This window comes from Maridesulfovibrio frigidus DSM 17176 (genome assembly GCF_000711735.1).
GTDB classification, from domain to species: Bacteria; Desulfobacterota; Desulfovibrionia; order Desulfovibrionales; family Desulfovibrionaceae; genus Maridesulfovibrio; species Maridesulfovibrio frigidus.
Genome location: NZ_JONL01000016.1, coordinates 1 through 13,480, shown reverse-complemented (window position 1 = coordinate 13,480; position 13,480 = coordinate 1). Strand labels below are relative to the sequence as shown.

Annotated in this window: 11 protein-coding genes; 4 read left to right on the top strand and 7 right to left on the bottom strand. The window is 41.7% G+C overall.

Annotated elements, in window-relative coordinates:
* Positions 1 to 223 precede the first annotated feature (223 nt).
* The gene (locus BR06_RS0118995) at positions 224 to 412 is read left to right on the top strand and encodes a hypothetical protein (protein ID WP_156952755.1); all 189 of its coding nucleotides are present in this window, start codon (positions 224 to 226) and stop codon (positions 410 to 412) included.
* Positions 413 to 701: 289 nt separating this feature from the next.
* Here BR06_RS0118995 and BR06_RS0118985 read toward each other — a convergent pair whose 3' ends face one another.
* The 3 genes from BR06_RS0118985 to BR06_RS0118975 form a co-directional block, all read right to left on the bottom strand.
* Positions 702 to 1,550: a glycine betaine ABC transporter substrate-binding protein gene (locus BR06_RS0118985; RefSeq protein ID WP_031485904.1), complete on the bottom strand. Its 849-nt coding sequence runs from the start codon at positions 1,548 to 1,550 to the stop codon at positions 702 to 704.
* A 66-nt stretch (positions 1,551 to 1,616) separates the two neighbouring features.
* Complete coding sequence (locus BR06_RS0118980; RefSeq protein WP_031485902.1) at positions 1,617 to 2,975, bottom strand: radical SAM protein; 1,359 nt, start codon at positions 2,973 to 2,975, stop codon at positions 1,617 to 1,619.
* A 13-nt stretch (positions 2,976 to 2,988) separates the two neighbouring features.
* Complete coding sequence (locus BR06_RS0118975; RefSeq protein ID WP_031485900.1) at positions 2,989 to 4,245, bottom strand: M24 family metallopeptidase; 1,257 nt, start codon at positions 4,243 to 4,245, stop codon at positions 2,989 to 2,991.
* A 195-nt stretch (positions 4,246 to 4,440) separates the two neighbouring features.
* Here BR06_RS0118975 and BR06_RS19485 point away from each other — a divergent pair, with 195 nt between their 5' ends.
* Positions 4,441 to 5,331 (top strand): LysR family transcriptional regulator, encoded by an 891-nt coding sequence (locus BR06_RS19485; protein ID WP_031485898.1) that lies wholly within the window; start codon positions 4,441 to 4,443, stop codon positions 5,329 to 5,331.
* 379 nt (positions 5,332 to 5,710) lie between these two features.
* On the opposite strand, the gene rhuM (BR06_RS20855) is transcribed toward BR06_RS19485, so the two are convergent.
* The 4 genes from rhuM (BR06_RS20855) to BR06_RS20440 form a co-directional block, all read right to left on the bottom strand.
* Positions 5,711 to 5,950: a RhuM family protein gene (rhuM, locus tag BR06_RS20855; RefSeq protein ID WP_268870804.1), complete on the bottom strand. Its 240-nt coding sequence runs from the start codon at positions 5,948 to 5,950 to the stop codon at positions 5,711 to 5,713.
* A gap of 65 nt (positions 5,951 to 6,015) precedes the next feature.
* Entirely contained in the window at positions 6,016 to 6,639 is a 624-nt protein-coding gene (gene rhuM / locus BR06_RS20850; RefSeq protein WP_211252494.1) for a RhuM family protein, read from the bottom strand.
* Between the two features lie 33 nt (positions 6,640 to 6,672).
* Positions 6,673 to 7,293: a Fic family protein gene (locus BR06_RS0118960; RefSeq protein WP_034603237.1), complete on the bottom strand. Its 621-nt coding sequence runs from the start codon at positions 7,291 to 7,293 to the stop codon at positions 6,673 to 6,675.
* An 88-nt stretch (positions 7,294 to 7,381) separates the two neighbouring features.
* A complete protein-coding gene (locus BR06_RS20440; protein WP_156952754.1) occupies positions 7,382 to 7,534 on the bottom strand; it encodes a hypothetical protein in 153 nt (50 codons plus the stop codon).
* Between the two features lie 254 nt (positions 7,535 to 7,788).
* On the opposite strand from BR06_RS20440, the gene BR06_RS0118950 reads away from it, so the two are divergent.
* Complete coding sequence (locus BR06_RS0118950) at positions 7,789 to 9,033, top strand: phosphatidylserine decarboxylase (protein WP_031485893.1); 1,245 nt, start codon at positions 7,789 to 7,791, stop codon at positions 9,031 to 9,033.
* Between the two features lie 184 nt (positions 9,034 to 9,217).
* Positions 9,218 to 13,132 (top strand): hypothetical protein, encoded by a 3,915-nt coding sequence (locus BR06_RS0118945; protein WP_031485891.1) that lies wholly within the window; start codon positions 9,218 to 9,220, stop codon positions 13,130 to 13,132.
* Positions 13,133 to 13,480 lie beyond the last annotated feature (348 nt).

Sequence of the window (13,480 nt, the reverse complement as noted above, 5' to 3'; positions counted from 1 at the left end):
CTGACCGGAAGGACAGCTGGAGTGTTTTTTTGCCAGTTCACCAAAGTCTGCGCCGTCCTGAATTTGTTTTTTCAGGTCCAGACAGGTATCTTCATCACTAACCAAAAGATGGCGTGCAGATGCTTTTGTCATGTACGTACTCCTGTAAGTTTTAATATAAAAATTTTAATTAACCTTGTAGTCTTGCCACTGCGATTTAATGCGTCGCAAAAAATGACCTTGCATGAATACGCAAGGACTGCAATGTGAAATACTGCATACATACCTTCCAGATCAATCCGGTCCGCGAATTCAACCAACGTGCGCACGTCGAATTGAGAGAGTTACAGGCGGAGTACCAGTTATCGGTTGTCTTTATCAACATCACCCACCAACCGATCAAAGTCAGACACAAAAAGCCTATCCTGAATGATGCGGTATTTCTCAAATTCGGATTCAGCGTGAAGCTTAGCATTATATTCTGAGCAGAATGCTTGATGAAGAGTTCAATGGCTAATGAATACATCTAAATATGCCAAGCTGGCCAAGTGCTCCACAGATACGGATCTTCGTGATATCAAAGATTTAAAAGAGCGTGGGATTCTTGAGAAGAATATTGCATGAGGGATTTGGGTCCTAGATTAATAAATTTCATAAAATTATTAAAAGAGTAAACCCCGCCTTAAAAAAAGACGGGGTTAGTCGATAGTCTAAAATTGTTTCTATTTAAACCATGAATTAACCAGTTTCTGATTCTTTTCGATCCAGATTGAGGCTCCTTCAGCGGGGTCTCCATTTTTCTCGATTGTTCCAATAAGTTCGCCAAGCGATTTATCATCCATGATCCAGTTGTTCATCCATTTCAGAACGTCGCCATAGCTGTCGGCAAAACCTTTTCTGGTTATGAAGAATATATCATCTCCGTCACCATAAACATTCTTGGGGTCCTTCAAATACTTCAGTTTGTACTCTGAAAATATGTAATGCGGATTCCAGAGAGTGACCACAACAGGCTTCTTTTTATCGTAAGCCATTTTGAGAGCACCCAGCATGGCAGGTTCGGAACTTTCCATAAATTCGTAATCTTCCAGTCCATACTTCTTAATGGCGGTACGAGTCATCTCATTGAGACTAGACCCGGAACCAATACCAAATATGTCATCGCCAAAAATGTCAGCCTTGCCCGCAAGTTGATCGAGGGAATCGATATTTACGTAGGCCGGCACCACCAACCCGAGCTTGGCACCCTTGTACCACGCACTCTGGATATCGAAATCCTTTCCATAACGATCTACCATGGGCTTATCAGAATTGGGGAGCCACACTTCGATTCCTAGATCCAGATTTTTGGAAGCAACGCCAGCGTACATAATGGCTTTCCCCACATCCACCAGTTCTATTTCATAGCCCCGTTTTTCAAGAAGCAATTTCCACATATTGGAAACTGCTACGTTTTCAGCCCAGTTGTTCACACCGAAACGTATTGGCGTCTTTTCAGCCATCGCAGAACCGACACAAAATGACATAAGAACAAAAGCAATAAAAAGGACAACGATTCCCTTAAATTTCATGATAATTTTCTCCTCGTTAAGATTGACAAATATTAAATATATCAGCGGCACACCCGCCATTGGTGTTTAAGCGCGTTGTATCAGGTACAAATAAGTTGGATAATTGCTGAATGTTTTAAGCTGCTTGAACTCATAAAGAGTCCTTGCGGAAGGACGTGTAAGGCAAAGTGGAGACAAATATACAGTCCCTTTGTTTTGTGGGGTTCCGGTTGTGCCACCCACCAAGTCAAGAAATGCCGGTATATGTCCAGCAGGCAATTTTTCGTCGAACAAAAAATTGGCCGTACATTCAATATGCTCGAACCTGCTATTCAGTAACTGCATTAGCTCAAAACATTCAATAACCTGAGAACTTTTTAAAGGCTTGCCTATGTAATCAAGGGTTTTCTGATCTGTTGACTCAAGGCCTAAATTAATAAAAACATTCAACCCGCAGTTATTGAGTTTATTGAAAAAGTCCTCATCTTTTTTCATCAGTGCCGAAACACTTCCAAAAAGAAAAACATTCCTCCCATGCATGTATGAGCTGTCCAGTTTCAAACGTTTTAAGGCCTGAGTAATGGCAAACAGTATAATCTCATCTTCCGCATTCAGGGCATCATGCTCACCGAGAAAAATTGAGTTGTAATTGATGAGATTTTCTCCAAAAGATGTTGCCAGTTCATCAAGCTGGTCTGTAATTCTATCCTTTGAAAATGATGAAAACACAGAGCTGTTCTTTACTGTGCAGAATCGGCATTTATAAAGGCATCCTCTGGAAATGTTGACCGGAATAATACCATAATCAACATGACGGGAGTCCGGTGGAAGAACCGACATACGTCCGCCGCATGTGGTAAATAACTCACCAGCTTTCTTTCCCAGTTGTTCTGGAGAATTTTCTATTACCGAAGTAAGGAAATCTCGAAATTGCGAAGGTAATTTTTCCGATACACGCCGGATTTCGCTTAATTCTTCGTACCAGTTATCAACAATCCGCTTGACTGCTGAGGACTCGAAAGGACTACCTCCGATAATGGCATTCGAATCATACTGAAGATTGGGAAGATAATACTCCCCGGTGGTTTTATAAACTTCACTATAAGGTTCAGGAACCCTGAATGAGACCGGAGACGGAAATGAAGCATCAGTCAAGGTTTCCCACGAACCGGCATATCCTCCCGTGGAATAATATACCCAATCGTTACCGATCGTCCTTTTAAGGTACTCAAGATCACTAGCCCAGTCTTTATCACGCCCTTCAGCCCGGAATATTTCATTATTCAAATTAAACTGAAGTAGTGAGGATTCAGTCTCAATTTCCGAATAGATCCCGTATACGACCGGACTTCTTTGCTTAACATAACCGTTTTCCCCACGCTTATTCAGGGTGATGCGAAAACTGTCCGTTTCAAAGGATTCTGTTGATAGGCTGTTATAGTCCATAGTGCAGTCCTTATTACTTCAGCAGTTCTTCTTCAAAAGGGTAGTGAGTAAGAAGTTTGGTGCCGGCTTCCGTGACAAGCAGCTGCTCTTCAAGCTTCACGCCTTCACGCCCACCTTTTTCACCAATGTAGGATTCTACACAAAGCGTCATGTTAGGTTTGATTACCCCGTCGTAACCCGCATCAGGAAAATCTGCTCGATGATACAGATACGGATATTCTCCGGACATGCCGACTCCGTGAGCTGAAAGGTAATAACGGTTGGAATGATATTTTTCCGGAATATCCCAAGCGTTGTCAGCATATTCTCTAAATGTCATACCTGGCTTGATAATCCCGATATTGTGCTGAATCTGTTCGTAAGCGACCTTATACAAGGTGCGCTGCTCTTCAGTGGGTTTATCCGGCCCGGAGTGGAAGGTCCGTGAAAAATCAGAATAATATCCATGACACCCCACAACATCTGTATCAAAACCGATCAGTTCATTTTTGCCGATAACTTTATTGGCTGATTCTTGAAACCAAGGGTTTGTGCGATTACCTGAACTGAGGAGTCTTGTCTCAACATAATCACCATTAAGAGCGATGATTTCCTGATGTAAAACAGACCAGAGCTGATTTTCGGTGATTCCTGGTCGAATGGCTTCACGCATTTTCCCTGTGGCCTGCTCTGTCGCCTGAAGAGATGCAATCATACATTTGATTTCTTCATTGGATTTGATGCAACGAGCCATTTCAACAGGTTCCTGTGCATCCGCAACCGGAATACCCTGTTTTGCCAATTCGATGGCAACTCCGGCATTCATTCTTTCAATGCCGACTCGAATATCAGAACCGACCAACTCATTCATGAGCGATATCATTTTTCTGGTCCATTCAACCTCACGCTCTTTTATCGCTGGTCCGGCTGCGACAAAACTTGCAGTTTCGGAAGGTCGAACTTCATCTATTGTTTCAAGGCCGTCAGGTAGGTGTAAACATCCAGTGAATTCAAAGAGGATACTTCGATCTTTAGTAAGAACCAAATAACGTGAAGGTGAATTACGAGAGCAAAACACCTGCATGTTCCGAGCTCCTGTGGCGTAGCGGATATTAACTGCATCAGATAAAATAAGAACATTCAAATTGTACTTCTTCATCTGCTCTCTTACTCGAGCTAAGCGATACATACGAACCGCTTTGAGATCTATACCCACGCTCTCAGGAGCCAGATCGATAAGATCCGGCCATTTCATGCTTTCATCTTGTGTGTGCCATTCCATCAAGTTCATATTTTTAGTTCCATTTTAGTTTTATTTTAATTGAGATAAATTTATTTCTAGAACCTCGAAACACGATCAACGTATCTCTCTTACCATACAAAACCAAACTAGAATCTATCTTATAAGCAGATAGGTGATAGACTAAGACTCCTTATTACGTTAAGTTAGTAACAATAAAAAAAATATAATAAATGGGGATAAGTTTTGATTTCATTTAATTTTATGCATCTCCAATGTTTCATTACAGCAGCGGAGACAGGTTCCTTTTCTGCTGCGGGTCGCCTACTGAGCAAGGCTCAGTCCGGGGTCAGTACAGCAGTTTCTAATCTTGAAATAGACCTTGGAGTGCAACTTTTTGATCGCAGTCGCAAATATCTTAAGCTGACAGATGAGGGAAAAGCTCTTTTACTGGAGGCCAAAGGAGTTCTCAAAAGTGGGGAACGACTAAAGGATCGAGCGATATCATTTTGTGCTCAGGAGGACACTCATATCCGTCTTGCGTTGGATGAGGCTCTGTACTCTGGATTTATCGAAACTGTTCTAATTGAATTTGAAAGAAAATTTCCATTTACAGAGCTGGATTTACAATCGGGAGTATTCAACGACGTGGAGAGATACGTGGCTGCAGGAGATGCTGATATAGGCCTTTTAATCAGTGTCGGAATCCCCCAACACACCGAAACATATCGACTGCTTTCATATGTTCCGTTTCAGGCTGCAGCTTCGGCTAGCCATCCGATAGCCCAAAAAGAAGACGTTACTGTTAACGACCTTGCAGCAGAACGACAGCTTGTTGTTACTAGCAGAGGAGAAAATAAAGACACTGAAGTAACTCACTTTAGCCCAAAAAACTGGCTTGTGGACAGCTACAGCACCTGTGCCTCTCTGGTGCAAAACGGAATGGGATGGGCTTTTTTTCCAACATGCATGTCTAAGAATCTGATGTCTGACAGGGGAATTGTACCGTTGTCATTGGAACTTGAGTTGAGAGAGCATGCTTCACCTCTTTATCTAATCAGGAACACAAATAAAAAATTTGGAAAAGCAGGTCAGTGGTTGCTTAAACAATTAGGTCAACATCAATTCAGGCAGTAAGTTTCTATGAAATTTGACAAGATCAATCGGGCTGTTAGCACTTTCTTTGGTTTATTCCGTAATCAAAACAAGTAAATATTCCTCACCTTAGTTATTCTGCCAATTTTCTTTGATTCAGATAGGTTCTTCAGAGAATGTTGAGATATAATGAGAATGGGCAAAGAACAGTGTATATACGCCAAGCTGGCAAAGTGTTCCACAGATGCGGCCCTTCGAGGTATCAAAGATCTAAAAGAGCGTGGAATTCTTGAGCAGAATGTTGGCAAAATGTTGGAGGAGGGCATAGTACCAGTTATCGTTTATCTTTATAAACATCACCCACCAACCGATCAAAATCGGATACAAAAAGTCTATCCTGAACAATACGGTATTTCTCAAATTATGATTCAGCGTGAAGCTTGGCATCTAGCGCGGTTACTTTACCACTGCCTTGCAGAATATCCCGATCTTCGAAGTCTAGGAATAGGTCTAAGCGTTTGGCCCAGTCTTCCATTGTCATGGGGATATTGCGCTTGGCTCTGGATTCAGCAAGTTCCAAATATAGATTTACGATACGGGCAACGCCGTCCATTTCTTCTTTGTTCAGGTAATTCTTGGCGACCGCAACATCACTTTTAATAACCTTACCGTCTGGACTCTTGGCCCATGAGGTCAGCCCATATGCTTTTCGTCGCTGTCAGCCCGTTATATTACCAACTCAGCGGATGTATGGCCGTGAATGGCAAAATGGAGCTTGTTCTGAACCTTGGCAAAAAACACCTTAGTGGTAGGGGAGTCCTTATTGTAATCAACGCAGGTTGTGTAAATATCGGTAATCTTCTGGTAAAATCTGCGCTCACTAAGCCGTATGTCCCGCATCTCTTCGAGCAAACGGTCAAAATAGTCTTCACCCAAGTAGCTGCCATTCTCCAGCCGTTTGTTATCCAGCACATAGCCTTTGATAGCAAACTCACGCAAAACCTGCGTAGCCCATTGTCTAAAATGGTTGGCGCGGACAGAATTAACCCGATAGCCGACCGAAATGATGGCATCGAGGTTATAGAAATTTGTGTTGTAGCTCTTGCCATCAGAAGCAGTATTCCGGAATTTCCGGATAACTGAATCTTCTTCTAATTCCTGACTTTTAAAGATGTTTTTCAAGTGTTCGCTGATAGTGCGTACATCCACATCAAACAGCTGAGCCATAAGCTTTTGACTGAGCCAGATAGACTCCTCTTCAAAGCGTACTTCAATGCTGCCTTCTCCAGCCTGTGCGGTGAAGATCAGGAATTCTGCGGTGCTATTTCTAATTTGTAGTGATTTGGGCATATTTTGTATCTGATGGTTAGCGGCTGTGCTAATTTATTTGGCGTTTTCTTTCAGAATCTTGACAATTGATTCTTGTGTATCTTGCAAAGACTGAGAAACTAAAATACAAAATTGCCCTAGCTCGCCTTTATCGGCTTCTTGTAAGCCTTCGATGTATTCCTGTCGGTTTTCATTGTTGATAACAGCAGGAAGATAGCCTTTTTTCATAAGGATTAGGTTCATCAGAAGCCTTGCACCGCGTCCGTTGCCATCTTCAAAAGGGTGGATGCGTACGAAATTATAATGAGCGATTGAAGCCGTAATTAGCGGGTGTGTCTGCTTTTGGTCTTGGTCAGTGATCCAGTCAAAGAGGAAATCCATTTCTGAGGAAACTTGTTCCGGTTCAACATAGGTATGAATCTCACCATTTGGAGTTAAAACATGGTTTGGATGAACTTTGTATTGCTCGGCAAGGGCTTCTTTTTTGATCTGTTTACCTTCTGGAGTTTGGGCCGCCGTGTAGTTCACTCCATTTAAAATCAGGGCATTAATTTCTTTCATCAGTCCGACCGTAAGCGGCCTTTCATCTTTGATGGTATCTTTAAGTGCATCAATTGCTTCTGAGTGGTTACGCGCATCAAGAAAGTCTTTGAGTGGCTTACCTTTTACAGTCAATCCCTCACGCAGGAAGAAAAGTGTTTCACTCGGGGTGAGCGTACTACCTTCAATGGCGTTTATATTATATGTCCAGTCCGCTTTTATCTTAAACTAGATTATATCCCCACAAATCACCTTCTAGAGGGCGTGTACCATCAATTATCTGTTGCAGCCTATCGTTTTCCGCAAGGCTGGCTGTTACTTCGGCAGCATCAGGAATTATATAGCTTGAAGGTATGTCGTATTGATTAGGAATCATACTTTTTGTGCCGTAAGTTTAAGCGTTAACGATGTTTGATTGTAGTTTTTTTCTCGGAGAGAAAATTAAATAAAAGGTGGTGTGTTGAAGGAAAGATAGTGCCGCCAGATAAATAAATGTAAGAGAAAGAAACTGGGCCTAGCTGGTAAAAATGTCTATTATTGTATGTCCTGTTGTGATAACTGCAATCCCTTCCGTAGTGTACTTTTGCCTTATTAAGGCTGAATTCAACTTTTATCCTGAGGGCGTGAGCTATGAAAAACAGTTTCCGTATACTTACATCAGTCTTTTTATTTATGGTTTTACTTTCCACTTCAACAATATCTACTGCAGCCGCAAAAATGTCCATTCCTGACGATTGTCCATGTAAAGGTTCGATTACAAATCTAATTGATGCGTACAATAATGATAAGGTCTTTAAGGTGCATATTGATGAAGCATTCAAAAATATGCAGCCCGTTCCGGAAGGATACAGGAAAGGCGGAAATCCTTGGATCGGAAAATCTTTTGCTGACCTGATTACATTTTTTGTAGAGTGGAGTTCATTTCTACCGGAAGTAAAAGGTAGTGAGGATAACGCACTTAAATATATCGAACAGATGGATTTGTTTGCGTATAAAAATCCATTTGGGCGGGTGGCTTTCCAAACTTCTCCGGGAGTTGAGATCTTTAACCGTTTTGCGACTGAACGCGGTGAATTTCTATCAAGTAGGGGGTCAACAAAAAAAGTAGCCGAATGGCTTGCTGATCCCCGCATTGAAAAAGAAGAATATGTCCTGCCTGATCCTACAGCCGCTGATGGCGGGTTTAAATCTTACAATGACTTTTTTTCTCGTAAGTTTAAAGATATCAATGAGGTCCGTCCGCAGACTATGCCGGACCGGGATTATATAATTTCTTCACCGACTGATGCCACTGTGAATTCCATTCCTGCAAAAATTGTAGATGGAACCACTAAGTTTAGGACCAAAGGTACTCAGGAACTGAATATTAAAGAGCTGTTGGAAGGATCACAGTATTGGAAGAAGTTTGTAGGTGGCACGGCTCTGTCTTGTGTTCTGATGCCTAATACTTACCATTATTACCATGCTCCAGTCGGCGGTTCGGTTATTGAAACCCGCCTTGTAGATGGCGCATTGGTTGGTATGGAAGAGTTTGTTAAATTCGCTCCAGCTGATGGCAATGTAGGGGCTCCCGGAGCAAGTTTCGGTGCTTTTGAAAGCTATGCGCGTGGTTATTTTATCATCGATACCGGAAAGTACGGTCTGGTTGGAGTTATTCCGGTAGGGCTCAGCACTGTTGGGTCAGTTGTGTTCGAAGACAAGTTTCTCAATGCGGACGGTCCGGTTACGATCAAACGCGGTGATGAATTAGGACATTTCCTTTATGGAGGGTCTCTGGTCATTTTGGTTTTTGAACCTGGAAAATATAGCTCCGATGCGATTAAGGTTCGTTTAGGGAACCAAATCGGTATATTTGATACCAGCTCCAATAAATAGTGTATAGAAATTAAAAATAAATAGAGTATGCAGGACCAGAAACAATATTGTTTCTGGTCCTTTTTCAATTATTTCACCTATGGTCCCCAATTTGTAACTTTGATCTTTGTCTTTTCCTGTAAATATCACGATAGCGGTTTAACGGTATGGAAGTCATATTTAGTTATAAAGGTTAATAGGGATTATGGAAAAATTTTCTAAAGTGGTCTTGCTAAGCGTTATATTTACCTTTTTAGCTGTAAACGTTTTTGCCAGTTGGAATCAGGCTTCTCCTGTAACGGAGCGTGTGAAGCTTACAGCGGCTGCTATTTCAAGCGTTAAAGCCGTAGTTGTTGGAACAGAAGGAAAGATATATTTCAATAAGAACCTAGCTGCAGAAGATAGCTCGTTCGAGATTGTAGCATCCCCCGTGGGGGCTGACTATGCTGCTGTGGATGTTGTGACTAATCCGACTGGCACTGATTACAATGCATTTCATGCTGTCACTGTTGATGGCTATATGTCTTCTGATGCTGCCGTTTCAGGGACATTTACTAAGATCTCTCTCATTGGAGATAAAACTGTAGATTCTCACATTGATCTTGCAGATGATGAGAACGTGATTGATGTGCTCGCCACTCCTTCGTTTACGACCGCTAAAAGTATTAATATACCTAGGCGACTATATATACTCACAAACAAAGCAAAACTTTTTTATATCTCTATCTTAGAAAATAAACTTTTAGAATACACTGTTTCAGAAGTGAGTTTTACTTCTGATTCCTCCAGCCTCACTGATTTTACCCCCACCAGCATTGGTTGCGGGGATAAAAAATTGTATATCGGCGGTAATGAATTTGATCCCGATAGTGATGAAACTACTGCAAAAACCAACTGTGCAACTATCGATTTGGAAAGCGTCACCAGCGAACATGCCGCCCTCACCATTCTTGCTAAGAAAATACCTAATATCACCGACATCACAGGTTTAGTTTGTGGAAGACCGACCGGTCATAGCACGGACTCTATTCTTGCTGTCGGTAATGAAGGACAGGCTGTTTTTAGTGATGATGGTGCCGAGACAGCTACACTATTCACCGGCACAAACTCTGCCTCTTTTACAGCTGTAACTTATAATTTTGAAGATGCTGTCGGATACGCCGTGGGTAGGGCGGGAGCTATTTATGAATTGGGAAGTGTCGTTGGCACAATCAATCATAGTCTCAGTTCCACGAGTACAGCAAATTTGCTTGCCGTTGTTGGGGGAGGTGGCCCGACAGTTATTGCTGTGGGTGAATATGGCACATTCTTAGAATCTAACATTAGTTATTGGGAACGTATTGCAGGTTGCAGTGAAGCTAGTTCAACCCTGTTGGGGGATAATAGTGAAAAAGGGAGATACTACCTTATCGGAGCCGACTATCATCCATACTATAGCTGGGATAACGGAGATACTTGGAAAAAGTACAGAAAACATGTCGAGATTACAAAAAAACCCAAACAGCGTTTGCTGAATTCTAATTACTCTACCCTAACAACTGATGATGTTGAGAAAACAAGTATACGATTTTATTCTAAAAATAAGCAGTGGAAAATCCTCATCTCGGCATGGGTTGCTGCGGATATATATGCAGATATAGCCGCGAGACCTACATGGCGTAGTTTTTTATTAGGTTCTGAAGGTGACATAATGAGCACAAGCTCTGAGTGGGGATCCACTAAGCCTGTAGGAACTAGTGCCCCTTATTCCAGCATGGCTGCAACAGAGAACGGACTTTATACTTTGACAGGTAGTAGAGCTAACGATGAAGCAACGGAAGACAGGTCGCTATTTGTTGTAGCTAGGGATGTGAAATATGACGGCAATTATGTTATTGAAATAAATCCAAAAAAAGAGAGTGGTTGCCGGTTAATAAGTTTAGAACAGAGTGCCATTCCTAATTCTCCCAGACTTTATGGATCATACAAGGGCTTATTCATAATTTCTAATGGCGGACCTATTAAATATATTAATGACATAGGTATGGTCGGTAAAAATCCTGCTAATATCAAGGATAAAATGGTTCCGATTGATATTGGGTTTGGTTCTCACGAAACGACCATGAGCCATACCATGACAAATAATGTAAATTGGATAACTGGAGAAATTAATAACCTATTTGTAATTGATGGCTGTACCTCTCCTCATGTTTGGAATTATTCTGGAGCTACGCCTGAAAATCCTACTGCTGGAACATGGAGAAACCTTGTGGGGGTACCAGATAGCTGTTACAGCGCGCCTCAAAATCCTCTGGCAATCTCTTGCCAAGACAATTGCGCCATGGTCACAGGCAAAGCAACAGAAGATGGTGAAACTAAGAATTATATATATCGAACCGAATCCAGACATTTCACCAAAATAGGTTACCAAAAAAAACTTCAAGATATAAATGCTCTTTATACTGATACTGATGGAAGTGTGTATGCTGGTGGAGAAAAAGGCTTGCTCCGTAAGGGAATAGTGGATGCAAAAGGAACCGGCATCACATGGGGTAACCAAATTGTTATTTCTGAGAGCATCGATAAAAATAAAGCTGACGCTGATATTTTACAGATAGTAGGCTCGGGTGAAAATGTTTTTATCCTGCATAATGGAACAATAGGCATAAGGAGTTCGTCAGGTGAAATTATAAAATATGACACAAGCAATACTGATGAAAATAATATATACACGCAGATAGCCGCTATGCCTCGTACAAAAGGGGTATACGCTATTGATAGTAAGACTAACATGCTACAGGCTATCACCGGAGACGGGTCTTCAGCAGTTAATCAGAAATATTCAGATGGTGAAATGGTGACTGTATCAAATACTAAGTGCCTTGCTATCTCCGCTGATGGAAACACTATATATACCATTAAATCTGATGACTCTGATAAAGTGAGCGAATATGTGTCGATGACTGAAATTGATGAAGATGGGAATTCTATATCTTTTGATGGGGAAGAGACTACAGCTGATAGCCCTGAGGGGGTTAGTGCTAATGAGTATACAAATATTCAATTACAAGTGCTGAAGCAATCAGGTGAAGGTGATAAGTGGAATTTAAAGTTGATAGATATTCTTCCAGATCAAGAAGCTATTAGCAAGTTCACTTCTATCACTGTGCTTAGTCCCACAAGAATTATTATTACTTGCAGTAACCCTAAAGCCGTCTTTGAATATGATGGTACCAAGTGTACTATGCTTAAATCTGTACCTGAAGCACCTTTATGTGCTTCAGGTACAGAGGATACCCTTTTAGTAGGAGCAACAAATGGCAGGGTTTATCAGGCAGCCATTACTGCAAACGCATGGACTTCTTTGCTTGCCGGAACCGATACCAATTCCGACATAAAAGCTATCACTAGTTCTCTTGATAAAAATTTTGCCGTGGCTGGAGGACATGAAGGCTTCGTGTCAGTAACTTTCTTTGCTGACGGTGGCACAGATTCAGACGTTGACGGAGGCGTGGGCGAGGTCGAAGGACTTCTTGAATCGGCCAGTTCTGATCCCAGCGCAACCGCTAAATCGCTGGCTGAAACCTATAAAACTCCAGTTGACGCTGTTCTTATATCCGCTCCGCAGATCTTTAAAACAGCTCCTGGAAAAATAGTTACTGGTAGTATACACAACTTTGCCTTTTCTGTAATTCCTACAGAAAAAATGGCTGTGAAAGACTTAGTTCTTACTAAGTTATATCCGGGAGATAAGGCCAATGTTAGTTATAACATCACTTACTCAAAACCAGCAGGTAAGACAGACGGAGATTACTGGATAGTTAATCCCGCTGGTGCTGTTATGCAAGCTAGTGACTCTTTAGTGGTCAATAAAGCTTATACTGTAAATTTTAGTATTAAGGATGAGGGACCATACGATGCTGCGATATCAAATCCCGGTATCATTGAAGACCCTGTTGTGCTTGGTTCTTACACTGTTCTGCCAACACCGCCAACACCATCAAATCCCGTAAGTGAAGGTTCTTCTACTGGTTGCGTTATGAATCCTGCCGCTAGTTTGGGTCTAGAGTGGATGCTTATTGCATTCATTCCTGTATTTGCTTTCATAAATAGGCGTTTTAAAAAATATGATAAATTTTAGAACGTAATTGTTATGTCTCCCCAATTTTGTAGTTACAGTTCAATCCTTACCCATATATCTAGAAGTAGATCGCTTGTTGTGAGAGCTCCATGTAAAATATCCTGCGTTTAGGGTACGAGAAAATCCTACTTTTCAGAACCTTCAATTTGATGGGGGATTACCTCCCCCATCAAGTTTAAGGTTAGTAGCCTAGAGGGGCTTTCTTACCTTGTCCACCTGATGGGGGGGGCATACCTACTTAGTCGGGGCTTTATTATAGCGGTGAAGAGTTGTTTAGTCTTCGCGGCTATCGATGATCAGCAGGTGGTAACCGAACTGTGTTTTTACGGGGCCATGAACTTCGCCAAC